At 71.2% G+C, this 25,515-nt stretch carries 23 protein-coding genes and 1 tRNA gene; 16 read left to right on the forward strand and 8 right to left on the reverse strand.

What is annotated here, in order from left to right:
- Positions 1 to 3: 3 nt before the first annotated feature.
- The 6 genes from OHS70_RS01100 to OHS70_RS01125 all read left to right on the forward strand — a co-directional run bounded on the left by OHS70_RS01100 (position 4) and on the right by OHS70_RS01125 (position 8,904).
- Positions 4 to 2,340 (forward strand): ABC transporter permease, encoded by a 2,337-nt coding sequence (locus tag OHS70_RS01100; RefSeq protein ID WP_328392647.1) that lies wholly within the window; start codon positions 4 to 6, stop codon positions 2,338 to 2,340.
- 636 nt (positions 2,341 to 2,976) lie between these two features.
- Positions 2,977 to 3,408 (forward strand): RidA family protein, encoded by a 432-nt coding sequence (locus tag OHS70_RS01105; RefSeq protein WP_328392649.1) that lies wholly within the window; start codon positions 2,977 to 2,979, stop codon positions 3,406 to 3,408.
- Entirely contained in the window at positions 3,405 to 4,364 is a 960-nt protein-coding gene (locus OHS70_RS01110) for a phosphotransferase family protein (protein WP_328392651.1), read from the forward strand. Before OHS70_RS01105 ends, OHS70_RS01110 begins: the two co-directional genes overlap by 4 nt.
- 213 nt (positions 4,365 to 4,577) lie before the next feature.
- Positions 4,578 to 6,206, forward strand: a complete 1,629-nt coding sequence (locus tag OHS70_RS01115) for a serine/threonine-protein kinase (RefSeq protein WP_328405343.1) — start codon at positions 4,578 to 4,580, stop codon at positions 6,204 to 6,206.
- Positions 6,207 to 6,214: 8 nt separating this feature from the next.
- Positions 6,215 to 6,943, forward strand: coding sequence for a hypothetical protein (locus tag OHS70_RS01120; protein ID WP_328392653.1), 729 nt, complete (start codon positions 6,215 to 6,217; stop codon positions 6,941 to 6,943).
- Positions 6,944 to 7,395: 452 nt separating this feature from the next.
- On the forward strand, positions 7,396 to 8,904 hold the full coding sequence (locus OHS70_RS01125; RefSeq protein WP_443062544.1) for a DUF6056 family protein: 1,509 nt from the start codon (positions 7,396 to 7,398) through the stop codon (positions 8,902 to 8,904).
- On the opposite strand, the gene OHS70_RS01130 is transcribed toward OHS70_RS01125, so the two are convergent.
- The 3 genes from OHS70_RS01130 to OHS70_RS01140 form a co-directional block, all read right to left on the reverse strand.
- Complete coding sequence (locus OHS70_RS01130; RefSeq protein WP_328392657.1) at positions 8,879 to 9,865, reverse strand: glycosyltransferase family 2 protein; 987 nt, start codon at positions 9,863 to 9,865, stop codon at positions 8,879 to 8,881. The two genes, OHS70_RS01125 and OHS70_RS01130, sit on opposite strands and share 26 nt — an antisense overlap.
- Positions 9,866 to 10,034: 169 nt before the next feature.
- Positions 10,035 to 10,973: a lytic polysaccharide monooxygenase gene (locus OHS70_RS01135; protein ID WP_328392659.1), complete on the reverse strand. Its 939-nt coding sequence runs from the start codon at positions 10,971 to 10,973 to the stop codon at positions 10,035 to 10,037.
- Positions 10,974 to 11,117: 144 nt separating this feature from the next.
- Complete coding sequence (locus tag OHS70_RS01140; RefSeq protein WP_328392661.1) at positions 11,118 to 12,167, reverse strand: endonuclease/exonuclease/phosphatase family protein; 1,050 nt, start codon at positions 12,165 to 12,167, stop codon at positions 11,118 to 11,120.
- Between the two features lie 22 nt (positions 12,168 to 12,189).
- Here OHS70_RS01140 and OHS70_RS01145 point away from each other — a divergent pair, with 22 nt between their 5' ends.
- From OHS70_RS01145 to OHS70_RS01170, 6 genes are all read left to right on the forward strand, one after another.
- A complete protein-coding gene (locus OHS70_RS01145) occupies positions 12,190 to 12,489 on the forward strand; it encodes a hypothetical protein (RefSeq protein WP_443062545.1) in 300 nt (99 codons plus the stop codon).
- Positions 12,490 to 12,544: 55 nt separating this feature from the next.
- Positions 12,545 to 13,276 (forward strand): hypothetical protein, encoded by a 732-nt coding sequence (locus OHS70_RS01150; protein ID WP_443062546.1) that lies wholly within the window; start codon positions 12,545 to 12,547, stop codon positions 13,274 to 13,276.
- Entirely contained in the window at positions 13,273 to 13,992 is a 720-nt protein-coding gene (gene cseB / locus OHS70_RS01155; RefSeq protein ID WP_328392665.1) for a two-component system response regulator CseB, read from the forward strand. The genes OHS70_RS01150 and cseB overlap by 4 nt, the downstream gene beginning before the upstream one ends.
- A gap of 2 nt (positions 13,993 to 13,994) precedes the next feature.
- Positions 13,995 to 15,263 carry a HAMP domain-containing sensor histidine kinase gene (locus OHS70_RS01160; RefSeq protein WP_328392667.1) on the forward strand — a complete coding sequence of 423 codons (1,269 nt, stop codon included), beginning with the start codon at positions 13,995 to 13,997 and terminating at the stop codon, positions 15,261 to 15,263.
- A gap of 85 nt (positions 15,264 to 15,348) precedes the next feature.
- Positions 15,349 to 17,256 carry a transglycosylase domain-containing protein gene (locus OHS70_RS01165; RefSeq protein WP_328392669.1) on the forward strand — a complete coding sequence of 636 codons (1,908 nt, stop codon included), beginning with the start codon at positions 15,349 to 15,351 and terminating at the stop codon, positions 17,254 to 17,256.
- 77 nt (positions 17,257 to 17,333) lie between these two features.
- Positions 17,334 to 17,410, forward strand: a tRNA-Trp gene (locus tag OHS70_RS01170).
- A gap of 47 nt (positions 17,411 to 17,457) precedes the next feature.
- Here the strand turns inward: OHS70_RS01170 and OHS70_RS01175 are convergent.
- Positions 17,458 to 18,336, reverse strand: coding sequence for an ATP-grasp domain-containing protein (locus tag OHS70_RS01175; RefSeq protein ID WP_328392670.1), 879 nt, complete (start codon positions 18,334 to 18,336; stop codon positions 17,458 to 17,460).
- A 223-nt stretch (positions 18,337 to 18,559) separates the two neighbouring features.
- On the opposite strand from OHS70_RS01175, the gene OHS70_RS01180 reads away from it, so the two are divergent.
- Positions 18,560 to 19,015, forward strand: a complete 456-nt coding sequence (locus OHS70_RS01180) for a VOC family protein (RefSeq protein WP_328392672.1) — start codon at positions 18,560 to 18,562, stop codon at positions 19,013 to 19,015.
- 18 nt (positions 19,016 to 19,033) lie between these two features.
- Here the strand turns inward: OHS70_RS01180 and OHS70_RS01185 are convergent, their stop codons facing one another.
- Complete coding sequence (locus OHS70_RS01185) at positions 19,034 to 19,807, reverse strand: class I SAM-dependent methyltransferase (RefSeq protein WP_328392674.1); 774 nt, start codon at positions 19,805 to 19,807, stop codon at positions 19,034 to 19,036.
- Between the two features lie 137 nt (positions 19,808 to 19,944).
- Here OHS70_RS01185 and OHS70_RS01190 point away from each other — a divergent pair, with 137 nt between their 5' ends.
- The 3 genes from OHS70_RS01190 (at position 19,945) to OHS70_RS01200 (ending at position 22,789) form a co-directional block, all read left to right on the forward strand.
- Positions 19,945 to 20,973: an SPFH domain-containing protein gene (locus tag OHS70_RS01190; RefSeq protein ID WP_328392676.1), complete on the forward strand. Its 1,029-nt coding sequence runs from the start codon at positions 19,945 to 19,947 to the stop codon at positions 20,971 to 20,973.
- On the forward strand, positions 20,970 to 21,869 hold the full coding sequence (locus OHS70_RS01195) for a hypothetical protein (RefSeq protein ID WP_328392679.1): 900 nt from the start codon (positions 20,970 to 20,972) through the stop codon (positions 21,867 to 21,869). Before OHS70_RS01190 ends, OHS70_RS01195 begins: the two co-directional genes overlap by 4 nt.
- Positions 21,870 to 22,138: 269 nt before the next feature.
- Positions 22,139 to 22,789, forward strand: coding sequence for a DUF4360 domain-containing protein (locus OHS70_RS01200; protein ID WP_328392681.1), 651 nt, complete (start codon positions 22,139 to 22,141; stop codon positions 22,787 to 22,789).
- A 67-nt stretch (positions 22,790 to 22,856) separates the two neighbouring features.
- Here the strand turns inward: OHS70_RS01200 and OHS70_RS01205 are convergent, their stop codons facing one another.
- From OHS70_RS01205 to OHS70_RS01215, 3 genes are read right to left on the reverse strand one after another with little or no spacing between them, the layout of a single operon-like run.
- On the reverse strand, positions 22,857 to 23,702 hold the full coding sequence (locus tag OHS70_RS01205; protein ID WP_328392682.1) for an amino acid ABC transporter ATP-binding protein: 846 nt from the start codon (positions 23,700 to 23,702) through the stop codon (positions 22,857 to 22,859).
- Positions 23,703 to 23,709: 7 nt separating this feature from the next.
- Positions 23,710 to 24,510: an amino acid ABC transporter permease gene (locus OHS70_RS01210; protein ID WP_328392684.1), complete on the reverse strand. Its 801-nt coding sequence runs from the start codon at positions 24,508 to 24,510 to the stop codon at positions 23,710 to 23,712.
- Positions 24,507 to 25,274 (reverse strand): ABC transporter substrate-binding protein, encoded by a 768-nt coding sequence (locus tag OHS70_RS01215; RefSeq protein WP_328405345.1) that lies wholly within the window; start codon positions 25,272 to 25,274, stop codon positions 24,507 to 24,509. The genes OHS70_RS01210 and OHS70_RS01215 overlap by 4 nt, the downstream gene beginning before the upstream one ends.
- Positions 25,275 to 25,515 lie beyond the last annotated feature (241 nt).

Below are 25,515 nucleotides of genomic sequence, written 5' to 3' on the forward strand. Positions count from 1 at the left end.
ACCGTGCGGGCCACACTGCGCTGGGCACACGCCGATCTGCGGGCGCACCGCGGCGAGGCGCTGTTCGTCGTGCTGGCGAGCGCCGGGATCATCGCTTCACTGCTGCTGGCCGGAGCACTGCTGAACTACGCGGCCAACCCCTGGCAGCGGATCTTCACCCAGTCCCACGGCGCCCACGTGTGGATCCACACCCGGTCCGACGCCGACACCGCCGCACTGGCCGAGCTGTCCGGGGTGGAAGGCGTGGCGGGGCCTTACCGCACCGGGCAGGCGACGCTCGAGTCCCGTGGGGCCCGCGCACGGGTCGAACTACGGGCCACGGACGCGCGCCCCGAAGAGATCGCGCGCCCGCTGCTCACCGCCGGCCGCTGGCTCGATCCGGCGACCGACGGCGCCGCGGACCGGGCCGCGCTCGGCGGGGTCGTTCTCGAAGCCTCCGTGGCACGCGTGCTGTGGGCGGAACCGGGCGACGAACTCACCGTCGCCGACGCGGCCGGGACCGCCCGGACGCTGCGTGTCGCCGGAATCGCCGAGAGCGCCGAGCTGCGCTACCGCCCGGGCGGACAGCCGGGGACCGGCTGGGTACTGCCCGGCACGCTCGACCGGTCCGTTCCTGCAACCAGCGGCGTGACGGCCGGACTGCGGCTCACGGACCCCGCCGACACGGACTTCACCGTCCAGCGCGCCGTCACGGTGCTCGGCGCCGACCATGTGACCCAGGTCGCCAAGTGGCAGCAGGCGCGCGCCGAGGCAGGCGGCGACGACCGGCTGCTCGGGCAGCTCTTCGCCGTGTTCGGGCTCGGCGCGCTGCTGTGCGCCGCGCTCGCCGCGTCGGGTGCGATCGCCGCCCGGGTGCGCGGCCAGTTGCGTGACATCTCGATCCTCAAGGCGATCGGCTTCACGCCCGGCCAGGTGATACGGGGCTTCCTGATCCAGCACCTCGCGTTCGCACTGCTCGGGATCACGCTCGGTACGGCGGCGATCGCGCTGCTCGGGGGCCGGCTGCCGGGGCGGATCGGCGAGGCGGCCGGGGTGTGGCAGGACATGCCCGGGTACACGGCGGTGCTCCTCGGGATACCGGGCGCCGCGGTCCTGCTGATCGCGGCCGCGACCGGGCTCGCCGCCTGGCGGGCCGGGCGGGTGCCGCCGGTACCCGTGGCGCGCATGGCGCTGCCCTCGGCCGCGCCCATGACCGGGCTGGGCCGACGGGCGCTCGGGCTGCGTGTGCCGCCGGCCCTGGTACTCGGCTGGCGAGCCGCGTTCCCACGCCGGGCCCTGGCACTGGTCCCCGTGGCACGCCTGGCACTTCCACTGCTGATGATCACCGTGGCGCTGGTCGCCTGGACGACCGTGGACCGGTTCGGCAGCCGTCCCGCCGAGATGGGACGCCCGGCGGCGCTGACGGTGCGGGCCGAGCGGCCGGGCAGCATCCCGGACCGGGAACTGGACCGCGCCCTGACCGCACAGCGGGACGTGGTGGCCGCGCACCCCGGCGCCGAGGTCGCGGCGCTCGCCCCCGGGCAGACCGGCACGATCGCGCTCCGCGGTCTCGGCACGGCGTCGGCCCCGTATCCGTACACGGTGGCCGAAGGCCGCGGGCCGGACGGGCCGGACGAGGCGGTCGCGGGGCAGGGGCTGCTCGACCTGCTCGATGTCGGTGTCGGGGACTGGGTGCGGCTGACGGTCGAGGGCCGGCCGCAGATCCTTCACATCGTCGGACGCAGCATCGAGCCGGAAGACGGTGGCCGGGTGATCTCCACCACCCTGGACACGCTGCGGGAGGACGATGCCACGCTGCGGCCGGACTTCCATCTGGTGGCGCTGCGCGACGGCGCGGACCCGCGGGAGGTCAGCAGTGCGCTCGCCACATCCTTCGGCGGCACGCTGGAGATCCGCGAGGTCGCCAATCCGGCGGACCGGCTCGGTCCGGCCCGCGGGGTCATCGCGGCGCTGATCGCGGTGCTGGCCCTGATCGGGCTGATCGAGCTGCTGACGCTGATCAGTACGGGGGTGCGTGACCGCGGCCGGGATCTGCTGGCTCTCAAGGCGATCGGCCTGACACCTCGCCAGATCAGTTCGGTGATCGTGACGGCAGCCGGTCTCACGGCACTCGCGGCGGCGGTGGTCGGCACGGTGCTCGGCGTGGTCTCGGGGCGGTGGCTGGTCGACACGCAGGGCCGTATCAGCGGCATCGGTGCCGGCATCGCGCAGCCGCTGCCCGGCTACCTGCTGGCGCTGGTGGGGGTCGGGGCCGTACTCGGCGCGGTCGCCGCGGCTGCGCTGCCCGCGGTCCGCACGGCTCGCCGCCGGCTCGCGGACTCGCTCGGCGAAACGCTCTGAGTCAGGAGCCGAGCTCGATGTCCGGCTGCTGGGCGCGGTGTTCGGGGGTGCGGCGGTGCGGTGGTGGGTGCACAGGGCGGCGTCACCGGAGGGCCGGCCGGTGCCGCACGCTGTGCTGACGGCCCACTGCCGGGCAGTGCATGTGACCTGGGTGCTGCCGCAGGCGGTGCACCGTGGACCCGCGCGCCCTCGCACCCTCCGTGGTCCACTTCGGCGACGTGCGGATTCCGCAGGTCAAGTACGCGCTGCGGGAAGCGGTCCACCCGGTCCACTGAAGTCCCTGGCCGGGCCGGGCCGTTCCGCGACCGGTGCCGGCCGTCGACGTAACCTTCTGCTCCTGCTCTCCCGGTTGCCGGACCGTAATGCGCCGAGCGCTGTGAACCCTTGGGCGCCCCGGCGCGGTATGGCATTCTGCGGCGGTCAGGAGCATCCGGCGCGCCGACCGTATGCAGTGCTCTGGCGCGCCGGGGCCGGCCGACTCGCTGGAGACACCGCCATGCCCCATGCCTCGGCTCCGCGTCGCCGAAGACCTCGGAACGGATGCAGGTGTGATGCGGTCCGAGGGGCCTCGTCCACGGCCTCGGCGTATGTCGAAATCCCCTGCGGGAGAACGCGTCGACGGCAGATGATCTTTCCATGACCACCTCCGACCCTTCGGCGTCGTCCTTGATCCGCCGTGTCGATCCCCAGACTCTGCACCCGGCACCCGGCTGTCACCACATCACCGTTGTCCGATCCGGCCGCACCGCGTATGTCGCCGGGCAGTGCCCCTGGGATCCGTCCGGCACGCTCGTCGGCGAGGGTGACCTCGGCCGGCAGATCGACCGGGTCGCGGCCAGCGCCATGACCGCGTTGGCCGCGGTCGACGCCGCGCCGGATCAGACGGTCCGCTCCGTGGCCCATGTCGTCAGCGACGACACGGAGGTGCTCGCGGCGGCCTGGAGGCGGCTGACGGCATCGCCGCTCGGGCCGGCGTTCACGACGGCGAGCACGCTGCTCGGCGTGGCGCAGCTCGGTCCTCACCGTCAGCTCGTCGAGCTGGACCTGACCGCGGCGCTCCCCGCATGACGGCCGCGACCGAGGGCGGTCACGACTGGTCCGGCACCCGTGCGTGGGTGGAGAGGCAGTTGCACGCGTCCGAGCGCATCGAGGCCGTCGACACTCTGCGCGGCGGATGGTCCTCGCACATGCGCCGTCTGCAGATCACAGGCGCGCGGACACCGCGCGCGCTGGTGCTGCGGTCCTTCGTCAAACCGTTCTACCTGCGGGTCGCCGACGCCCTCCTCACGCGCGAGGCGGACATCCTGCGGCTGCTCGCGCCGACCGGCATACCGGCGGCCGCACTGCACGCCGTCGATGCGACGGGGAAGCACTGCGACCATCCCTCGCTGCTGATGTCGCTGCTGCCCGGCGGGGTGCGGCTGGACGACGAGGAGGCCGCGCAACGCACGGCGCTGCTGGCCCGGCAACTGGTCGCGATCCACCGGCTGGACGTACCGGAGCATGCCAGGCCCCGAACGTACGAGGCGTGGACCTCAGCGGAACGGGTGCGCGTGCCCGGGACCACCCGGCGTCCGGAACTGTGGGCGCAGGCCGTCGACATCATCCGCAACGACCCCCCGGCGTACCGGCCCTGCTTTCTGCACCGGGACTTCCATCCGGGCAATGTCCTGTTCACCGGACACGGCAGCGATCTGAAGATCACCGGCGTCGTCGACTGGGTGGAGACCTCCTGGGGCCCGGCCGATCTGGACGTGGCGCACTGCTCCACGGCGCTGGCCCTGCTCCACGGCGCCCGCGCCGGCATGGACTTCGCCGACCGGTACGTCGCGGCCGGCGGGACCTTGGCCACCGATCCCGCGGCGCATCTGTACTGGCGCGTGCTGGACGCGCTGGCCTTCGCTCCGGACGCGGAGAAGGTCGCGGTGCCGTGGCGTGAGCTGGGACGCACGGATCTGGCACCGTCGCTGCTCACGGCAAGGCTGGAGGAGTATGTGCACGGGCTGGTCGCCCGCTACGGCTGAGATCCGGATCCTTGCGGTCGTCGCCGTAAGGCTCCGGCGCTCCCTCGGCAACGGACCCCGGCCCACGATGCACAGGCCGTCGGCGGAACCGGGCGTGACGCAATTGTGTCTGTCATGGGGACAGCATGTGAGCTACCGTGCGGCGGTCGTACATAAGCCACCGTGGGGTACGGCGTCATAGGGGACCGCTGGCGGCTCCCACTGGGGGAAATGATGAACGTGTGGTCGGTGCCTGGGTACACGGAGTCCCGGGAGCTGGGGTCCGGTGGCTGCGGCCGAGTCGTCCTGGCCGTCCATGACGCGACCGGCATGCCGGTGGCCGTCAAGTATCTGAACGAGCGGCTGCGTACGGACTCGGCCTTCGTGCGGGAGTTCCGCGCCGAGGCGCGGCTGCTCGGTGACCTCGACTCGCCGCATGTCGTGGGGCTTTACGAGTACGTCGAAGCGCCGAACGGCGCCGCCATCGTGATGGAGCTGGTCGACGGAATCGCCCTGCGCGCACTGCTCCAGCGGGAGGGCGCAACCGGACCCGAGGCCGCGCTCGTCGTGCTGAAGGGCTCACTGCTGGGTCTTGCCGCCGCACATCGCGCCGGTGTGGTGCACCGCGACTACAAGCCCGAGAACGTCCTCGTCGCCGCCGACGGTTCGTCGAAGCTCGTCGACTTCGGTATCGCCGCGGGACGCGACAGCACCCCGGGAGTGGCCGGAACCCCTGCGTACATGGCCCCCGAGCAGTGGAACGGCGAGCCCGCCTCGCCCGCGGCCGACGTCTACGCGGCGACCGCGACCTTCTACGAGTGCCTGACCGGCCGCAAGCCCTACACCGGCGAGAACTTCGCCGAGCTGGCTCTGCAGCATCTCGACGCACCGATCCCCGATGCGGAGGCACCCGAGCCGGTACGGCCGCTGATCAGGCGGGGACTCGCGAAGTCGCCGGGTGAGCGGCCCGCGAACGCGATGGCGTTCGTGGCCGAGCTCGAGGAGATCGCGGGGGCGGCGTACGGCCCCGACTGGGAAGAGCGCGGACAACGGAAACTGGCCGCGCTCGCCGCGCTGTTGCCGCTGCTGTTCCCTTCCGCGGCGGGCCACGCAGTCGGAACGACCGATCTCGCCACGACCGCGCTGGGCGGAGGGAGCAAGCTCGGCGGCTGGTCACCGCTGCTGCGCAAGGCGCTGACCGCGGCCGTCGCCCTGGCCGTCGCCGTGGTCGTCGCGATCGCCGCCGGGGCTCAGGGGGGCGGCCCGCAGGAGACGACCGCGCAGGCCGTCGCCACCACGAGCGCCGATCCCGGCACTCCGCAGGCCCCGGACGTCCCACCGTCAGGCAGCGCTTCTGCCTCCGCCGAACCGTCCCCGTCCGCATCGGACGCTGCGAGCCCGTCCCCCACGGCCTCCGGCAGCGCGACAGCCGGGCCTGGGTCACCCACGCCGGGGACCACGACGGACCCCGCGACTCCACCGCCGACGACCACCCCGACCACGGACCCGACGACCGCCACGCCCACGGTGACGCCGTCGGCGCGGGTACGGAACGTGTCGGTGACGAGCTTCCGGCAGACGGACTTCGCCGTTGGTGCCGCGACCGTCGGCGTCAGCACCGACGGCACGGGTCCCGTGACGATCGTCATCTCCTGGTCCACCAGTAACTCGAAGGGCGACCCGGGTACACCTGACGGCACGCAGACCTTCGAGCGCAGTGGTGCGACGCAGTACACCCTCGACCTGACCCACTCCTTCTCGGGGCGAGCCTGCTACTGGGGGGTTCAGGCGACAACGAACCCGACCGCCGCGAACGGCAGTTCCATGCAGCAGATCCTGACTCAGCGGTGCACGATCACATGAGCGGTCCGATGAACGATCCCCGAATCCCGGACACCGTCCGCCTGCCCGAGCCCGTGCCCGCCCCCGAGCCCCAGCCCGACGACGAGTACAGCGCGACAGCTCTCGGCAGTCACTGGTTCGAGCGGCCGGAAGGCGACGCTCCGGCCGACACACCCACTCTCGTCCGGCGCGAGCCGTCCGAGCACGTGGCCCCTGACCGGGTGGAGGGCGACGTACTGCGCTTCGGGCCCGGTGTGACCGCTGCCGTCCGGAGCCGCCGCAACGGCACCACCGCCGTCGACATCTGGCACGGCACCCTTGCGGGACAGTCCGCCGACGAACCGGAGCGGGTGCGCGCTCCCCGGAGCCGGGTGCTCCGGCGCTACTCCCTCGCCGCCGCGGTGCTGGTGGCCGTGCTGGCCTTCCTGGCCTGGCAGCGCTACGGCCCCGGACTGGCCGTCCGCGACGTGACCGTGCGGACCTCCGCCGACGGGCCCGGGTGCGACGGCACGGCCGATGTCGTGGGCGTGGTGAGAACCAACGGCCGGCCCGGCACCCTCACCTACCGCTGGGTGCGCAGCGACGGCACCACGTCGGGCGAGTTGAAGGAGAAACTGACGCGAGGCCAGAAGCAGGCCCGCCTGCATCTGCTGTGGACATTCCACGGCAAGGGCAGGTACCAGGCAGCAGCGGAGCTGCGCATCACTGCTCCGTCGGCTCACTCGGCGTCGGCGCGTTTCGTGTACACATGCGGCTGAGCCGCGTCCCCTGTGCGGACGGGGGCGCGGCTGCGGCCGTTGCCGCTGTGCGACACGACCGGCCGACCGTGGAACTTCACGCCAGGCGTCACCGATGCCCGGAATCCGGGCTCCTGGCGGATCGTCGGGACGATGTTGTACCGACCTCCTCGCCCACGTGAACGTGAGCGAATTCCTCCCCGGCGTCCGTTGTCACGGTTCGGCTTGAGCCGGCTTCCTGCTTCCTTCCCGGTTTCCCCACCCCGTGCGGCACCAGTACCGCGCGATCAGGCTGTGGTCCGGGCTCCTACTTCGCCGGGTCCGTGGACGGGGCCCTGCTGCCGGAGACCACCGGCGTGTCGCGACTCGCCGACTCGCCGACTCGCCGACCCGCCGCGCCGGACATGGAACGGCCCGCAGAGGATTCACCTCTACGGTGTCGAACCAGTAGTTTCCAGAAAGGCAGTGGTGATATGGCCGTCGACGCATCGGGCGTCAACGTCGCACGAGATCCGGATCCGGAGCCGGGACCTGAGCGATGGAACGGCCGGCAAGGCCCCTCCTGGTCCTGGCGCACCTCCTGGCCACTTGCCCTGTCCCTGTTGCCGCTAGGTCTCCTCGCCATGGCCTCATTGCTCGGCCGCCATGTCCGGCCCAGCGCCGACGAGTGGTGCTTTCTGCCCAGCGTCCGCGACCAGGGCATCACGGGTCTGATCGGCAAGTTCTACTTCACCGACAACGGACGGGTCGGCAACGGCCTGCTCGTCGGGCTCTACGCCAAGTTCCCTGTGGCCGGGCACCAGTGGTTCGGGCTGATCAGCGGCGTTCTCATGCTGGCGCTGCTGTGGGCACTGACCACGCAGCTGCTGCGCCGGGCCCACCTGGTGGTGCCACGCGGTCTCCCGTTGCTCGTGGCGTCCGTGATCGCCGCGGTCTTCCTGTTCGCCACGCCCAATACGTACAAGACGTTCTACTGGCCCGCGGCCTCCGTCTCGCACACCGTCGCACCGGTGCTCGCCTGCGCGGCGGCGATCCCGCTGCTGCGTGCGCGCGGCCGGCGGGGCCGTGTCGCCGCGTTCGCCACGGTGCTCGCGGCGGGGATCTTCATGGGCACGCTCTCCGAAGAGACGTCGGTCGTCGCCCTCGTGGTCCTGTCGGGTGCGGTGCTCTTCGCCCACCGCGTCTTCGTCCCGCGCGTGACGGGGCTCGTGCGCCGCTGGTCGCTGGCGGGGGCGGCCGGTGTCGCCATCGGCACGGTGGTGCTGATGACGTCCCCGGGTTCGATCGAACGCCGCGAGCGCTACGGCGCCGACCGCGCCTCCCTATTCGCGCCCGAAACCCTGCTCGGCTCGCTGCGCGGATCGGGGCAGATCCTGGCGACCGTACTCACCACGTGGCAGTACTTCGGCGCGGTCGCGGCCGGTGTGCTGCTGGGGCTGCTGGCGCGCGGCCGGGCCGGGCGGCCCGCCGCCCTGCTGCCCTGCCGTCCGCTGTTTCTTCTCTCCCTCGGCGCGGCCGCGTTCGTGGTCTCCGGCTATCTGTGCACCGTGATCACATATCCCGTGTTCGGGGCCCGGGTGGTGACCACCGAACGTACCTGGAACGACTACCTGCTCCTGTTCGTCCTGCTGCTGACCGGCGCCGGTGCCTTCGCCGGGCGGGCAGTTCGGCTGCGCGGGCGCCGCACGGGTACGGCGGCGGCCGCGGCCGCCGCGGTGTGCGCGGCGGCCATGCTGGGCCTGGTGGGGCCGCTCCACGGGCTCGGGGACGCGATGCAGGTGCGGGCGGGTCAGTGGGACCGCCAGGACCGCTTCCTGCGCGAGCAGGCGGCGAGCGGCGCGAAGGTGGCACCGTACACGCCGGTACGGGTGGCCAGAATGCTGGAGCCGTTCGGCGACCAGGGCCGCAGGATCTGGCCGGCCCAGTGTGTGGCGGACTACTACGGCCTCGAGAAGGTCACTTACTCGACACGGATTCCATGACCTCGGCGGTCAGGGCGTCGGCGGCCGCCGCGTGGGAGGTGTCCGTCTCCCGGATCACATAGTGCGGCCGCCGCTTCGCCTCGTGGTAGATCCGTCCCACGTACTCGCCGATGACTCCGAGCGTGGCGAGCTGGATACCGCTGAGGGCGACGATGGCGGTGATGATGGTCGCGTAGCCGGGTGTTTCGACGCCGTCGAGCAGTACGTTGGCGATTATCCACAGCGCGTAGCCGAGGGCGGACAGGAACAGCCACAGCCCGGTGTGGATCGCCATGCGCAACGGGCGGCTGTTGAAGGAGAGCAGCCCGTCGATGCCGTAGTTGAGCAGCCGTCTGCCGCCCCACTTGGACTGGCCGGCGGCACGCTCCACGTTCTGGTAGGTGAAGCTGACGGTGTCGAAGCCGATCCAGGAGAAGAGCCCCTTGGAGAAGCGGTTGCTCTCCGGGAGGGACAGGACGGCGTTGACGGCGCGGCGTGACAGCAGCCGGAAGTCGCCTGCCCCGTCGAGGACCTCGACGTCCATGAAGCGGCGCACCAGGCGGTAGTACGTCTGGCTGAGCGCCTTGCGCACCGTACCCTCGCCGGTACGGTCCCGCTGCGCGATGACCTGGTCGTAGCCGTGACGGTGCAACTCCAGCATGCGGGGCAGCAGTTCGGGAGGGTGCTGGAGATCGGCGTCCATCAGGACGACCACCTCCCCCTGGGACATCCGCAGACCGGCAAGCATCGCCGACTCCTTGCCGAAGTTCCGGCTGAAGGAGGTGTAGCGCACCCGCGGGTCCGTTGCCGCGAGATCACGGAGGCGGATCCGGGTCCGGTCGCTGCTGCCGTCGTCCACGTAGCAGATCTCGAAGGTCGTCGCGGTCGGCTCGAGGGCGGCGATGAGAGCAGCGTGGAAGGCGTCGATCACCTCGCTCTCGTTGAAGCACGGGACGACGACCGACGTGTGGACCGTTCTCATTTCACTCCATGCGCTGGTGCGGGCAGGCCGCATCTCTGCAGCCCATTGCGTATGGAGGGATGACCTCCCGGCCGCAGAGGTTGCCTCTCATGGTGAGACGATCACTCTCCGGACTCCGGGAAGCTGGTGTCACCGGGCGCGTCGCGCCGCGGCTGCGGGTGACGCTGCGTCACGTATGGCGGCGCCGGAGCATCACCGATCCGGTCACGGCGAGAAGTGCGAGGACGGCGGCTCCCGAACCGGCGATCAGGGTGAGCGTCTTGTCGTCCCCGTCCGCCGATGCTGCGGCGGACCGGTCCGCCGGCGGGACGACGGGCGGGGTGACCGGTGGCGCGGCCTCTGCCGTCGCGGGCGTTTCCGCCGGCTCCTCGGTCGGCTCGTCCTTCGGGGGGCTCGGCGAGGGCGCGGTCGGCGGCGTGGTGTCCCTCGGCGGCGCTTCGTGTGCCTCCTCGCCCTTCGCGTTGCCGGTCAGCATCACGTCGGAGCACGAGTAGTAGGTGTCCGGCGTGTCCGTGTTCTGCCAGATGGTGTAGAGCACATGGCGGCCGGTCAGATTGGCGGGCAGACGCCCGCGGATCCGGTAGGCACCGTTGACCAGCGCGGGGTCGGTAGCGGTGGCGAACGGCCGTGCCGCCAGGTCGTCCCAGCGCAGCGGCCCGGCGGGATCGTAACCCTCCTTCGTGAGATAGAGCTTGAAGGTCCCCCTGTGCGGGATCGTCGAGCGGTAGGTGAGCGTGAACCGCTCGCCCGCCTCGAGCGGCGTCGCGGGCCAGTCGGCCCGGGCGACGTCCAGGCCCCGGTACGCGTCCAGGCCGGCGCTGCACAGCTGCCCGTCCGGAATGACCTGCCGGTCCCGGCCCCGCACGTCCGCCACCCGCAGGTTGTCCCATGCGCGGAAGTCCGCTCCCCCGTTGACGGCAACGGCCGCCCGGCAGGCGGCCGATGTGCGCTGCGCCCCATCCAGGCCGCAGGCGGCGACTCTGCTGACCGGATCGGTCGGCGCGCCGTGGGCGTGTGCCACGCCGGCGGCCGCGCTGGTGAGCAGGATCGGCACCGCCCCGAGGACGACGGCGGCGGCAGTGGCGGGTCCCGGGCGACGGTGTGTCATCGGCGGCAGACCTCCTTGCGTGCTGGGGGCTGGACGGTTGCCGTCGTCCAGTACGTCGGAGGCGGGCGCCGCGTTCACCGGACGGCGGGGACACCTGGAGGCCCAGAGCTTGTACGCGGTCCCCGGCGGGGCGGGGTCCGGCGGTCAGAACCTGACGCGGGCGGCGACGGGCAGATGGTCGCTGCCGGTCGCGGGCAGCGAGAACAGGCTCGTGACGGTGGCGGACCTGGTCATGACCTGGTCGATCCGGGCGACGGGAAACGCCGCCGGCCAGCTGAACGCGAACCCCGGCCCGGTCGGGTTCATCTGTGAACTGACCGGCCGCAGGCCGCGGTCGTCCACCGTGCTGTTGAGATCGCCCAGCAGGATCACCCTGTCCAGCGGCTCGGCGGCGATCGCCGCGCCGAGCAGGAGGGCGCTCTCGTCCCGCCATGCCGAATCCAGGCCGTTCACTCCGAGGCGCACCGAGGGCAGATGGGCGACGTAGACGGCGATCTCGCCCTGTGGCGTACGCGCGGTGGCGCGCAGCGCCCGGTTCCAGCCGGGGCCGATCCCGGCCGGTTTGATGTCCAGTGGCCGTACGTCGGTGAGCGGAAACCTCGACCACAGTCCGACGGTACCCGCGACCGCGTGATGCGGATGGTGCGCGGCGAGTGCCTCGTGGTAGCGGGGCCGGGCGGATCCGGTGACCTCCTCCAGTGCGATGAGGTCGGGGCTGATCCGGGCCAGGGCCCGGGCAGTGGCCTCCGGGTCGGTGTTCGTGTCACTGACGTTGTGCTGCACCACGACCAGGTCGTGCGCGGCTCCCTGGGCGGGCAGCAGCAACGCGCCGAACTGGCCCAGCCACGCCACGACGGGCAGCAACAGCGCGAGCAGTGCGGTGCGGGACCTGCGCACCACGGCCACGGCCAGCAGCACGGGCACGACGAGCCCGAGCCACGGCAGGAACGTCTCCAGCAGACTGCCGAGGCGGCCGGGGGTGTTCGGTACGGCGGACGGCAGCGCGAGCAGGCACGCCACGACCACGGCGGCCGCGGCGGTGGTGCGGCCGTTCCGCCACGAGAAGCGACGACGCTGCGCGGTCCGGCTGCGACCGCATCGGCCCCCGCACAGCGTGCCCCACAACGCGGGGCGCCGACGCGTCACTCGGCGCCCCGTCGGCACCGCGGCCGCGTGCCCCTGCGTACCGTCCATCACGCCCTCCCCGTTGCCCCCGATGCAGTTGTCCTTCAGGGGCGCCTCCGTCCGGCTCCGGGCAGGGTACGCGGACGATGTCGCCTCCCAGGTGCTGCCGGCGGTTCTGGAAGGCGCCGACGACATGACGGTCACTTTCAACCCGTCGTATCTCGTGGATGCCCTGTCGTCGTTCGACGCGCAGCACGTGCGCTTCCATCTGCTCGGCCCGGGACAGCGGGCGCTCCTCATCGGCGCGGTGCAGCCGGGGCACCGCCATCTGGTGATGTCATTGAAGCACCTGGTCCGACCCGTACACACCGATGGCGGCCGGTTAGGCTGAGGCGCCTATGCTCCGTTCGAACCACATCCGCTCGCGTCGTAGCCGCACGCGTCCCATGCGTGTTGTGCGGCGTACCCGCACAGGCGCCGCTGCGTTCCGGGCTGCGGCGGCCGTGGCTGCGGGTGCCTGGATGCTGACCGGCTGCGCGGCGGAGACCGGGGCGCGGGACGGCGGCGTCGCGCCCAGTCTGTCGCCTCCCGTGCATGCCTCGCCCCTGTGGCCGCAGTACGAACCGCCACGGCCGCTCGGCACCGGTGAGCCCCTCCCCGCGTACCGGCCCTACCCTGCCGTGCCCATCGAGGTCCCCGTGAGCGGCCTGCGGGGCATGCCCGTCAAGACGTTGCTGGAGAAGGATCCGAATGTGCCGCAGCTGGTCCGGGCCGCGCTCTCGAACTGTCCCGGCACGCGCTGCGGGCTGCGCTCCCCCGTCCTCCGGGATCTGACGGGCGACGGAAGCGACGAGCTGGTGGTCGCCTTCGACGAACCCTCCGCGTCGCTGACGCTGGTGCAGGTCTACCGGGCCTCCGGCCGCACCGTACGCCCGGTGCTGATCACCTGGGGACAACTGGGCCTGACCGGCGAGACGTTCGGCCATGACCTGGTGATCACCGCGACCGGTCACGACGGACGTTTCACCACCCGCTACCGCTGGAACGGCACCGTGATGGCCCCGGGTTCACCGCAGGACGAGCCACGGCCGCCCGGCGGTCGGGGCGGTACGACTCCTGTGCCTCCCAGCACGACCAACCCACCGGCGGCCGTGCCCCCGACGAGGACGTCCCGATGACGAACATCCCACCGGCTCGCTCCGAGGCCCATGTGCTGCTCGTCGAGGACGACGAGGTGATCCGCAACACCGTGCGGATGCTGCTCGAGCGATACGGCTTCACCGTGTCGACCGCGGGTGACGGGCTGACGGGGCTGGAGTTGTTCCGGGAGACGGGCCCGGATCTGCTGCTGCTGGATGTCATGCTGCCCGAGCTGGACGGTATCGGACTGTGCCGCAGGGTCCGCGAGTTGAGCCTCGTGCCGATCCTGATGATGTCGGCCCGCGGCGACACGCTGGACGTCGTCTCCGGCCTGGAGGCGGGCGCCGACGACTATGTGGTCAAACCCTGTGAGAGTGCGATTCTTGTCGCACGCATCCGCTCGCTGCTGCGCCGCGCCTCCTTCCCGACCGCCGTCCCCGCCGGCGACGGGTCACCGGGCGATGAGGAATCCACAGCCACGTTCGGCGACCTGACCATCGACACCCGCGGCATGGAGGTGCGGCGCGCCGGACATACGCTCGCGCTGACGCCGACCGAGCTGCGGATGCTCCTGGAGTTCGCCGCGTCACCCGGCGTCGTACTGGAGCGGCGCACGCTGCTGAGCCGGGTGTGGGACCACGCGTGGCACGGCGATACCCGGGTCGTCGACCTCCATGTGCAGCGGCTGCGGGCCAAGATAGGCGCCGAGCGGATCGAGACCGTCCGCGGCTTCGGCTACAAGCTGCGGCGCTGACCATGGACCTGCGCTGGAGGATCGCCGTCCTGGTGGGCGTGGCCATCTGCGCCGTTGCCACCGCCGTGGGTGTGCTGGTGCACCACGCCTCGCGCGACCGGGAGTTGTCGCAGGCACGCGAAGCCGCACGCACCACCCTCGACCGGGCTGCCGTCATCTACGCCCGCACCGGCACGGTCCAGGGATCGGGTGCCGCACTCGGCGCGACCGGGCTGCCGCACGGTCTCGCCACGCTGGTCGACAGGGGGCGCCAGGGCACCGAGTTCACCGACGGACCGGCGGGGCCCGCCATGTGGGCCGCGCGGCCCACGGGCGACCAGGTGCTCTCCGTACGCATCGATCTGGGCGTCACCATGCGCGACCTCGGTGCGCTCGACACCAACATCGTCGTGGCCTGTGTGCTCACGACGGTGGTGGTGCTGCCGCTCGGGGTGCTCAGCGCGGGCCGGATGAGCCGCAGGCTGCGTACGGCCGCCGGGACCGCGCGTCGCATCGCCGACGGGGACCTGGACGCCCGTATCTCGGCCGGGCCCCGTCCGCAGGACGAGATCGCCGAGATCTCCGCGGCGGTCGACAGCATGGCGGCGGCGCTTCAGCGGCGACTGCGGGTCGAGCAGCGTTTCACCGCCGATGTGGCGCATGAACTGCGTACCCCCCTGATGGGGCTGGTCACTGCGGCCGAACTGCTGCCGGAGGACGAGGCGGCCGGATATGTGCGCGACCGGGTGCGGGTGCTCAGCACGCTCGTGGAGGAGCTGCTGGAGATCTCCCGCCTGGACTCGGGCGGGGAGGAGGCGGATGTGTCGCCGTGCCCGATCGGGCCGTTGGTGACGGAGATAGTCGGCCGCACCGGGCTGTCCACGAAGGTGCTGGTCGAGGGTCCGACCGAGCCGGACGAAGACATGAGGGTGTGGACCGACCCGCGGCGCCTGGAGCGCATCGTCGCCAATCTGGTCGTCAACGCGCACCGGCACGGCCGTGCTCCGGTCACGGTGTCCGTGACCGGCGACGAATGTGTGACCGTGACCGTACGCGACCGGGGCCCGGGCTACCCCGAGTCGCTGCTTCAGGACGGGCCGCAGCGATTTCGCACGGGCACGCGGGAGCGGGGCACGGGGCATGGTCTGGGCCTGACCATCGCGCGTGGCCAGGCCGAGGTCATCGGAGCCACGCTGGTCTTCGCCAACGACCCGGACAGCGGAGCGGTCGCCACGCTGCGGCTGCCGGCAGCGGTGGGCGAGGCCGGCGGACAGGACGAGCGGGACGGCTGACCGATACACGACCGATACATCACCGAGGGCCGGCCGATGCCGTCCTTCCGGTTGGCGAAGATCTTCGGCACCGAGGATGGTGCCCATGCGTATCAGGCGGAACCCGGACAGGCCGACCGGGCGGCTCACTGCGAGCGAGTTCGGCTGGGCGGACACGCCGGAACGGGACGGCGCAGGCAGGCCGGGCCCGCGCAGAAGAGGCCGCACGTCGCGACCGCTCCCCGGCATGCGCGGCCGGGCCCGCACACGCACACGCACCGGGATACGCCGGTTCCTCAGCTGGCGCAGGCTCCTCCTCGGCCTGGCCACCCTGTGCCTCCTGCTCGTCGGCGGCTTCACGGTCCTGTACTTCATGATCGACATCCCCCGGGCCAACGACCTGGCCAAGGCACAGAGCAACGTCTTCCTCTACAGCGACGGAACACGCCTGGCCCGCACCGGAGACATCAACCGGGAGAGCGTGCCGCTGGACCGAGTGCCCGAGAATGTGCGGCGCGCCTTCGTCGCGGCGGAGAACAAGGACTTCTACAGCGACGCCGGCGTCTCCCTGAGCGGCACCGCACGAGGGATCCTCAGCACGCTGACGGGCAAAGGCAAACAGGGCGGCTCGACCATCACCCAGCAGTACGTCAAGAACTACTACCTCAGCCAGGAACAGACCGTCAGCCGCAAGGTGCAGGAGCTGGTGATCGCCCTCAAGGTCGACCGGCAGACCTCCAAGGACGACATTCTCGCCGGCTATCTCAACACCAGTTTCTACGGGCGCCAGTCGTACGGAATACAGGCGGCGGCCCGCGCCTACTACGGCAAGGAGGTCGGACAGCTCACCGTCGAGGAGGGTGCGTACCTCGCGGCGCTGCTGCAGGCTCCCAGCCAGTACGACTGGGCGGTGGCCGGCCCCTCGGGCAGGCAGCGGGTCGTGGAGCGCTGGGGCTATGTGCTCGACAACATGGTCGAGGAGGGCTGGCTGGACGCGTCCGCGCGGCAGGGCATGCGGTTCGCGCCGCCGCTTGCGCCCAAGCCGACCGCGGGCCTCGGCGGACGCACCGGATATCTCGTCGAGGCCGCGCGGCGGGAGCTGCTGGCATCAGGCATCAGCGAGCAGGAACTCGCCGGCGGTGGCTGGCGTATCACCCTCACCGTCGATCCGGCCCGGCAGCGGGCGCTGGAGCAGGCCGTCGCGACCAGTGACGGCGCAGTCGAGGGCGGCGGTACGGACTCGGACATCAACCGGCAGACCGGGGCGGTGTCGGTGGACCCGAGGTCCGGCCGCATCCTGGCGCTGTACGGCGGCAGGGACTACCTCAAGCACTTCATCAGCAACGCGACCCGCTCCGACTACCAGGCCGGACCGACCTTCGGTCCGGTGGCCCTGGCCGCGAAGGTCGACGCGCCGCCCGAGGAGCGGGGCGCCGGCACCGCATCGGACTATTTCGCCCAAGTCCGTCAGACCGCCGTGGAGTTGGGCATGAACCCGCAGGCGAGCGGGTTCACCTCGCCGCGGTCGACGTCGCTCGGACTCATGGGTGTCAGCCCGATGGAGATGGCGGGCGTCTACGCCACCCTCTCCAACGGCGGCAAGAAGGTGACCCCTTCGATCGTGAAGTCGGCGCAGCGCGGCGACGAGCGCACGAAACTGCCGCCCGCGACCGGAGGCCAGGCCGTGAGCCCCGAGACGGCCGCCGTGGTGACCGGGTCCCTCAGCACCGACTTCGTCGGCGGCCCCTTCCCGGTCCAGGACGCAGCTGCGCGCCGGCCGCCGGACGGGTTCGTCCCGCGGGTCACGGGCGCCTCGGACGACAGGAAGGCGGAGTGGTACATCAGCTGCTCGCCGGAGCTTGTCACGTCGTTGGCGCTGTTCGGCGAGGATGCGAAGTCCAGGAAGCAGGTGGCTCTCGAGGGGGTGGGCAACGGCAGCGCGGCCAGGATCGGGACGATGTACACCTCGATGTCGCGCTCCGGGGTCGCGCCCGAGCCGACGCCCTCCGAGTGACGATCCGGTCCGTTCGGCGGCGCCGCGCAAATCCGGTGGAACGGCGGAGACCGGGTGTGCGAGGCTGAGGGTGCCGAAGGGGTGTAGCTCAGATGGCCAGAGCGTCGGTCTCCAAAACCGAATGCCGCAGGTTCGACTCCTGTCACCCCTGCCATCCAGGTCCCGCCGTCCGCTCGCTTGCAGCGGACGACGGGACCTGCGTCATTCTCCGACGAGCAGTCCGGCCAGAGCGGCCGGGTCCCCGGCCGGGTGCAGATCGCTGACCTGCCCGTCGCCCACCTCGATGACGCGCCACGTCCCGTCCTCGCGCAGGGCGACGTCGGTGGTGACGAACCGGCAGCCCAGGCTGCGCACGGTGGGCGCCACGTGCGCCAACTCCGGTGCGGTCGTTGCCGTAATACGGCTGTCTGGATGCGGCGTGATCAGCCGCGGATCTCCGTCCAGCCACCACACGCGCAGCTCAGGGGCGATGGACTCGTCCCTGACGAACCTCTCGAAGCTCCGCAGCACGATTCCGCCCGCCAGGAATTCCGCCTGGAGCTCGACGAACCGCCCGACGATCCGGTGCAGTTGCCGCGCGTCGCCCGGATCGGGGATGTAACAGGCCTCGTCCCAGGCGTCCTTACGGGACTTGACGAAGTCCTTGACGACGGCGGGACCGGCAGGCAGCTGCGCGGCGAGCGCGGACAGCTCTGCCGCGGACGGGGTCTGTCCCGGATCGGTCTGCCGCCAGACACTCGCGGGAGTGACCTCGCGGAACGTCTCGTACCAGCCGGGTAGTTCGTGGGCGGTCCGGTAGCGGTCCGGTGCGGTCAGGAGACCGCTGCGGCGCGACAGGAGCGCGGTGCTCAGATCGGCGTAGCGGTCAGCGGGGATCATCCAGCCCCGGTACCACGCCGCGCCCATGCCCTGTGGCACCCGGGCGACGGCGCGCCCGGCGTCGCCCTGGAGGAGGGCGTCATGGTCGATCAGCGCGATGTCACCACCGGCCGCCCGGACTTCGTGTGCCTCGGCGGCGAAATGGTCGTCGACGCGCCGGGGGTTGAGCGGATCACTGCAGTACAGGACAGGTGTGGGCATTCGATCACGGTACGCCCGCGCCGGGTCGGCACCGCGAGCGCCATCGGATCTCGCCGCCGGGATCGCCACCGGCGCCGGCAGTCGTCGGCGCACGCTACGGGCTGACGTCGCAGCGCGTGCACGCGGTCGCCTGACCGACGCCGGATCCGCATCCGGACGACCCGGGGGCCCCGCACGGGTGCGGATCGGCCGCGTTGTCAGTCCCCTCTGACAATCTGCGTACATGGAAACGACACTGCAGATCACCATCGACTGCACCGACCCGCAGAAACTCGTGGCCTTCTGGACCCAGGCGCTGCACTACGTGCCGGAGCCGCCGCCGGGTGGCCACGCCACCTGGCGGGAGTACTGGGCGGACATGGGTGTGCCCCAGGCGGAGCTGACCGAGGGGGTCGGTGAGGCCCCTGAGTCGATCGTGGACCCCAAGGGTGCCGGGCCGCGGGTCTGGTTCCAGCACGTGCCGGAGCCGAAGACCGTCAAGAACCGGGTGCACCTCGATCTGAAGGTGAGCGGCGGCCGGAGCGTTCCCCTGGCGCTGCGCACCGAGCGGGTGACGGCCGAGGTCGAGCGCCTGACCGCTGCGGGGGCGCGCATCCTGCGCACCATGGACGAGCCCGGCATGGACTACTTCGCCGTGGTGCTCCAGGATCCGGAGGGCAACGAGTTCTGCATCGCGTAGGCGCGACGGACGCCTGCCTCAGCGAGAGTGGTCCGGCCCGGCTCCCGCTCCCGCTCCCGCTCCCGCCTTCCGGGCCACCACCAGCACACCGCGCGGGCGGGAGTCGGACAGCCGCCCCAGCCCCTCGAGCGGCAGCAACTCCACCGAGAATCCCGCCTGTCTCAGGTCGGCGAGCACCTTCGAGAGCGGGAAGGTGCGGTAGTACATGACGAACCGCGGCCGCCACAGAGCGTTGCGCACGCGCATGGTCAGATCGAAGCCGAGCAGCGCCCAGTAGAGCCAGGATGCCGGGCGCGGCGGAGCCATGACCGGGAACACGAAGCAGCCGCCGGGGCGGAGCACCGAGTGGGCCTGGGCGAAGAGCAGGGGGCGCTCAGCGGGGAGGAAGTGACCGAATGCGCCGAAGCTCACGGCCAGGTCGAAAACCGGCCTGAACGGCAGGGCGCGGGCGTCGGCCCGTACCCAGGACACGGGCGGCCCGGTGTCGTCGGCCGACGGCCCGGCCAAGGCGGCGGCCGCGAGCATTCCGGCGCTGAAGTCGACACCGGCGACCCGTTCCCGGCACACCTGCCGCAGCATGCCGATGCCCGCGCCGGTGCCGCAGCAGATGTCGAGTCCGGCAGCGAAGGGCCCGAGCGGCCGTACGGCTTCGGCGACGGCATCGAGTACCGGGCCGGGTGTGCGGAAGGGCGTCAGGTCGAACTTGGGGGCGAGCAGGTCGTAGCCGTGCTCGGTCGAGGAGAGCGCCTGGACGGCCAGTTCGCGAAGGGTCGGGCCCTGAGGGGTGAACATCGCCGATCAGCGTAGCGGCAGGGACGGGGGGTCGGCTCCGGCATGAGGCCGTCGGCATCCGAACCGCCTTTCGTCGTATTGACGATAAGCAACTCCCGCCTATATCGTCACAGGGACGAAAAGAGGGGGTTCCTGTCATGGCCGACATCACCGCACGCTTCGGCTGGCGCCATCTGCGCGCCGCACCCACGGCCCATGTCCGTCATCACAGACGCGGGCGCCTTGTCCACGACGGGCCGGGCCTGAGCTTCTGGTTCCGCGCGCTCACCGCAGCCCTGTCCGAAGTGCCCGTCGACGACCGCGAGTTGGCGATGTCCTTCCATGCCCGCACCTCCGATTTCCAGGACATCAGCGTGCAGGCGACCGTGACCTACCGGATCAGCGAGCCGGCCACCGCCGCCGCCCGGCTGGACTTCTCCGTCGACCCCGACACCGGGGTCTGGCGGGGCGCGCCGCTGGAGCAGATCGCCACGCTGCTGACCGAGACCGCCCAGCAGCACGCGCTCGACGTACTGGCCCGCACCCCGCTGTCGGCCGCACTGGCGGACGGCGTCGCCCAGGTACGGGGGCGCATCACGGACGGGCTCACGGCGGAGCCCCGGCTGCCGGCCACCGGCATCGAGGTGGTGGCGGTGCGCGTCGTCGCGCTGCGCCCCGAGCCCGAGGTCGAGCGCGCACTGCGCACACCGGCGCGTGAGCAGATCCAGCAGGAGGCGGACCGGGCGACGTACGAGAGGCGCGCCGTGGCCGTCGAGCGCGAGCGGGCGATCGCCGAGAACGAACTGGCGAGCAAAATCGAACTGGCCCGGCGCGAGGAGCAGTTGGTCGAACAGAACGGCACCAACGCGCGCCGCCAGGCCGAGGAGAGCGCGGCGGCGGATGCCGTGCGGGCCGAGGCCGAGGCGAGCCGCACGGTACGGCTCGCCCGGGCGGAGGCCGAGGCGGCACGGGAGGTCGGCGAGGCGCGGGCCGGAGCCCAGGCAGCCTGGCTGCGGGTGCACGCAGATGTGGACGCCACGACCTTGCACGCCCTGGCCGTCACCCGGCTGGCGGAGAACCTGCCCCGGATCGACAGCGTCACCCTCTCCCCCGATGTCCTCACCGGCCTGCTCGCCAGGCTCGGTGGCTCGGGCGGGCCGACCGGCGGCACGGCGGCGCGGCCATGAGCCTCGCCCCGCGTGCGGTGCTCGTGCACCGCACCACCGAGTACGAGGACCTGCTCGCCCGCCATGGCACCCACGGCCAGGCCGAGTTCTTCCTCGCGTCGCGCGGGCGCGGTATCGACGAGGTGGCACAGCGGCACCGGCGCACACGCCGGGCACTGGCGGACGTGGCCGCTGCGGTTCCGTTGACCTGGCGTCAGACCCGGGTGGAGCGCGCGGATCTCGACCGCTTTCTCTTCGCACCCGAGGATGTGGTCACCGTGGTGGGCCAGGACGGGCTCGTCGCCAATACGGCGAAGTATCTGACGGGGCAGCCGGTGATCGGCATCGACACCGATCCCGGCCGCAATCCGGGAGTGCTGGTGCGCCACCGTGCCGAGGACGCGGGCCGGCTGCTGCGTGCGGCGGTCCTCCCCGGCTCCGGCACGGACGAGCTCACCATGGTCGAGGCCGTCTCGGACGACACACAGCGGCTGCTGGCGCTGAACGAGATCTATCTCGGCCGGTCGGGGCACCAGAGCGCGCGCTACCGGCTCGGCCCGGACAGCGAGGGCGCCGAGGCCGAACCGCAGGCCTCGTCCGGGGTCCTGGTCGGCACGGGCACCGGCGCCACAGGCTGGCTGCGGTCGTTGTGGCAGGAGCGGGGCAGCACCCTCGCCCTGCCCGGGCCGGCAGACCCGCGGCTGGTCTGGTTCGTCCGCGAGGCCTGGCCCTCCCCCGCGACCGGGACCACTCAGGTGGCGGGGACTCTCGCACGCGGGCAGCGGTTGCGGATCACCGTCGAGTCCGACCGGCTGGTCGTGTTCGGCGACGGAATGGAGGCGGACGCCCTTGAGCTGACCTGGGGACAGTCGGTGCGCTTCGGCGTCTGCGACACGGCGCTGCGACTGCTGGTCTGAAACCGGTCAGCGCACCCCGTCACACGGCGCCGCGAATGGCCGGACATCGCTCTAGTCCACTCCGTCAAGGGTTTCTACCATTCCGACACCGGGTCTTCACAGATCGGGTGTCGCATGCTCGATGTGTCATGTGCATGACGATTCAACGTTCCGTCCAGCGCACACGTCCGTGACGGCCTGCCGCATCCGCGGCCGACCGCACCCCCCACCGCGCGGCACGTCGGACCATCCGCCGCGCCGCCCGGCACTGAAGCATGGATTGGAGAACCATGACCGGTGGACTGCTGGTGACCGGCGCGATAGCCGCGCTGCTCACCACGGCTCTCCCCGCACAGCACAGCCCTTCCTCGATCGTCGACCCGCCGCCGGACAGGATCGTGATCGACATCGCGACGGTCAACGGATCCGGGTGCCCGAAGGACACGGCCGCCGTCGCCGTCTCCCAGGACAACACCGCCTTCACCGTGACCTACAGCCAGTACCTGGCACAGGTCGGAGGCGGCGCCCCGCCCACCGCGGCACGCAAGAACTGCCAGCTCAACCTGATCGTGCATGTCCCGCAGGGCTTCACCTACGCGATCGCCAGCGCCGACTACCGCGGGTACGCCTTGCTCGCGCCCGGCGCGAGCAGCACCGAGAAGGCCTCGTACTACTTCCAGGGCTCACCGCAGACCGCCTTCCGCACCCACAACTTCGGCGGCCCGTACGACGACAACTGGCAGGCGACGGACGAGACCGACTGGGCGCAGCTGGTCTGGGCACCCTGCGGCGTGCAGCGGAACTTCAACATCAACACCGAACTGCGCGTCAACAAGGGCACCTCGGCGCCCGGCGCGACCAGCTACATGACCATGGACTCCACCGACGGCGCCATCAGCACCGTCTACCACCTGGCCTGGAAGGAGTGCCCGGAGAGCTGACCCGCGCCTGCCCGGCCGGGCCACGCCCCCGCCCGGCCGGGCACCGGCACCGGCACCGAGGAAGCGTTCAGACGCCCTTGCTCCCACCCTGCGACGGCGGTCCGTCGCCCGGACCGGGCTGCTCCGCCGCGGCCGGGTCCAGCAGACGCATCAGGAAGTTACGGGTCCGCTCGTGCTGCGGATCGCCCACGACCTGCTCGGCCGGCCCCTGCTCGACGATCACACCACCGTCCATGAACACCACGCGGTCGGCGACCTCCCGGGCGAAGCTCATCTCGTGCGTCACGACCATCATGGTCATGCCCTCCGCGGCCAGCAGCCGCATCACGGCCAGGACGTCGCCCACCAGTTCGGGGTCGAGCGCGGAGGTCGGCTCGTCGAAGAGCATCACCTCCGGGTCCATGACCAGCGCCCGGGCGATGGCGACCCGCTGTTGCTGCCCGCCGGACAACTGGGCAGGGTAGGCGTCCGCCTTGTCGGCGAGGCCGACGCGCTCGAGGTTCTGCCGGGCGACCTCGGCAGCCTTCGCCTTGTCGCGGCGCAGCACGCGGCGTTGGGGCAAGGTGAGGTTCTCGGTCACGCTCACATGCGGAAACAGATTGAACTGCTGGAAGACCATGCCGATCCGGCGACGCACGGCGTCGATGTCCACATCCAAGTCGGTGACCTCGGTGCCGCCCACGAAGACCTGACCGGCGGTCGGCTCCTCCAGCAGGTTCACACAGCGCAGCAGCGTCGACTTGCCCGACCCCGAGGGGCCGATGACGCACACCACCTCGCCCCGGGCGATGTCCAGGTCGATGCCGCGCAGAACCTCGTTGTCCCCGAAGGACTTGTGCAGACCCCGGATCTCGATCTCGGCGCGGCCCGCAGCACTCACGGGCTCGGGCACCGGCGCTTGCTTCTGTGGCATCTCGTCCTCACTTGGCCTTTTCGGCGCGGGCCTCGAGGCGGCGCACCACAAAGCTCAGCGGCACGGTCACCAGCAGGTAGCACAGGCCGGCGACCAGGATCGGGGTGGAGTTGGCGGTCTGGCTCGCGAGGTCCCGGCCGAACTTGGTCAGCTCCCGCTCGTTCAGGGTGACACCGAGGAACAGCACCAGTGAGGAGTCCTTGAACAGCAGGACCAGTTCATTGGTGAGTGGCGGGATGACGATCCGGAACGCCTGAGGGATGATCACCGAGACCATGGCCCTGGCGTGCGAGAAGCCCAGTGAACGGGCTGCCTCCATCTGTCCCTTGGGCACCGCCTGGATGCCTGCCCGGATGGTCTCGGCCATATAGGCGGCGGCGACCAGACCGAGGCCGAGCGCCACTTGCCCGTAGACGCCTCCGGGGATCTGCGTACCCGGGAAGGCCAGCGGCACCGCGACGCCGACGAAGATGAAGATCAGCAGGGCCGGAAGGCCCCGGAAGATCTCGATGTACACGCTCGCGACCCACCGGTAGGGGGCCACGGACGACAGCCGCATCAGCGCGATGACCAACCCGAGCAGCAGACCGAACAGGAACCCGGACAGGGTGTAGACGACGGTGTTGCGCAGCGCGATGGTGATGATGGCCGGGAAGAGCTCTTCGGCGATGTCCTTCTGCGCGAACTGGTTCTGCAGGCGGCCCCAGTCGGCCTGGAAGCCGATCAGGGCCAGGGCCGCCGCAAAGACCGCGTACTGGATGCCCTGGGAAACCCGGCGCCGCTGGCGCCGGGTGAGGCGTGAGGTCACGACTGGCCCTGGGGCAGTGGGCCGATCCACTGCTCGTACAGCTTGTTGTACGTACCGTCGGCCTTCGCGTCCTCGATCGCCTTGTCGATCGCGGCGCGCAGCTTGTCGTTGCCCTTCTTCACCGAGAAGCCGTACTGCTCGCCGGTCTCGATGTTCTCGCCGAGGGCGAACTCGGCCGCGTTGGCCTTGTCCTTGAGCCAGCCCTGGACCACCGGGTAGTCGATGATGACGGCATCGACCTGGCCGGTGCGCAGGCCGTTCAGTACGGCGTCGGAGCTCTCGAACGCCACCGGGTCGAAGCCCTGCGACGTGGCATAGCTCTCCCCCGTGGTCCCGGCCTGGGCGCCGAGCTTCTTGTTCATGGACTTGACGTCCGCCAGCGACTTCACACCGCTCTTCTTGGTGGCGAGCAGCGCCTGGGTGGCGTCGAAGTAGGGAACGGAGAAGTCGACGTTCTTCTTGCGTTCGTCGGTGATGGTCATGCCCGCCGCGGCCAGATCGCATTTGCCGGAGTTGAGGAACGCACCCGTCTTGAAGTTCTCGAAGGGGGTGTCGAGGACCTTCTGCTCGACGCCGAGGTCCTTCGCCACCAGGTCGATCAGGGCGACGTCGAAACCGACGACCTTGCCGCCCTGCTCGAACTGGAAGGGCGGATAGGGCAGATGCGTGCAGACGGTCAGTCTGCCCTTTTCGACCACGGGAACACCGCCCGCCGCTTCGCCCGGTCCTTCTTCGCCGGAGGAACAGCCGACTGCGAGGAACATACCGGCCGCCAGGGCGCCGGCGGTGGCGCGGAATCGGACGCTGAGGCGCGGGGAGCGGTGACCGCTGGCCGTCCGGAACACGGTGACCTCCATGGTCGTGGGGGGAGGGCGGGCGGCCCGGATCACGGCCACCCGCCGAGATCGTAAGCCACCGAGGGCGTGGGTCGACGTACCCGTCCATCAGGTGTTCCATACCTTGGACAGGGCAGTTGTCATGGCCGCCCGCCCCATTTCCGGACAC

The sequence above is a fragment of the Streptomyces sp. NBC_00390 genome (assembly GCF_036057275.1).
GTDB lineage: Bacteria > Actinomycetota > Actinomycetes > Streptomycetales > Streptomycetaceae > Streptomyces.

Bases quoted from the DNA above. Each gene is read 5' to 3' on its own strand.
- cseB (WP_328392665.1), top strand. From the start codon at position 13,273: ATGACGAACATCCCACCGGCTCGCTCCGAGGCCCATGTGCTGCTCGTC.
- OHS70_RS01200 (WP_328392681.1), top strand. From the start codon at position 22,139: ATGACCGGTGGACTGCTGGTGACCGGCGCGATAGCCGCGCTGCTCACC.
- OHS70_RS01190 (WP_328392676.1), top strand. From the start codon at position 19,945: ATGGCCGACATCACCGCACGCTTCGGCTGGCGCCATCTGCGCGCCGCA.
- OHS70_RS01195 (WP_328392679.1), top strand. From the start codon at position 20,970: ATGAGCCTCGCCCCGCGTGCGGTGCTCGTGCACCGCACCACCGAGTAC.
- OHS70_RS01130 (WP_328392657.1), bottom strand. From the start codon at position 9,865: ATGAGAACGGTCCACACGTCGGTCGTCGTCCCGTGCTTCAACGAGAGC.
- OHS70_RS01160 (WP_328392667.1), top strand. From the start codon at position 13,995: ATGGACCTGCGCTGGAGGATCGCCGTCCTGGTGGGCGTGGCCATCTGC.
- OHS70_RS01185 (WP_328392674.1), bottom strand. From the start codon at position 19,807: ATGTTCACCCCTCAGGGCCCGACCCTTCGCGAACTGGCCGTCCAGGCG.
- OHS70_RS01175 (WP_328392670.1), bottom strand. From the start codon at position 18,336: ATGCCCACACCTGTCCTGTACTGCAGTGATCCGCTCAACCCCCGGCGC.
- OHS70_RS01215 (WP_328405345.1), bottom strand. From the start codon at position 25,274: ATGTTCCTCGCAGTCGGCTGTTCCTCCGGCGAAGAAGGACCGGGCGAA.
- OHS70_RS01125 (WP_443062544.1), top strand. From the start codon at position 7,396: ATGGCCGTCGACGCATCGGGCGTCAACGTCGCACGAGATCCGGATCCG.
- OHS70_RS01205 (WP_328392682.1), bottom strand. From the start codon at position 23,702: ATGCCACAGAAGCAAGCGCCGGTGCCCGAGCCCGTGAGTGCTGCGGGC.
- OHS70_RS01135 (WP_328392659.1), bottom strand. From the start codon at position 10,973: ATGACACACCGTCGCCCGGGACCCGCCACTGCCGCCGCCGTCGTCCTC.
- OHS70_RS01140 (WP_328392661.1), bottom strand. From the start codon at position 12,167: ATGGACGGTACGCAGGGGCACGCGGCCGCGGTGCCGACGGGGCGCCGA.
- OHS70_RS01150 (WP_443062546.1), top strand. From the start codon at position 12,545: ATGCGTGTTGTGCGGCGTACCCGCACAGGCGCCGCTGCGTTCCGGGCT.
- OHS70_RS01145 (WP_443062545.1), top strand. From the start codon at position 12,190: ATGCAGTTGTCCTTCAGGGGCGCCTCCGTCCGGCTCCGGGCAGGGTAC.
- OHS70_RS01180 (WP_328392672.1), top strand. From the start codon at position 18,560: ATGGAAACGACACTGCAGATCACCATCGACTGCACCGACCCGCAGAAA.
- OHS70_RS01105 (WP_328392649.1), top strand. From the start codon at position 2,977: ATGACCACCTCCGACCCTTCGGCGTCGTCCTTGATCCGCCGTGTCGAT.
- OHS70_RS01165 (WP_328392669.1), top strand. From the start codon at position 15,349: ATGCGTATCAGGCGGAACCCGGACAGGCCGACCGGGCGGCTCACTGCG.
- OHS70_RS01120 (WP_328392653.1), top strand. From the start codon at position 6,215: ATGAACGATCCCCGAATCCCGGACACCGTCCGCCTGCCCGAGCCCGTG.
- OHS70_RS01110 (WP_328392651.1), top strand. From the start codon at position 3,405: ATGACGGCCGCGACCGAGGGCGGTCACGACTGGTCCGGCACCCGTGCG.
- OHS70_RS01115 (WP_328405343.1), top strand. From the start codon at position 4,578: ATGAACGTGTGGTCGGTGCCTGGGTACACGGAGTCCCGGGAGCTGGGG.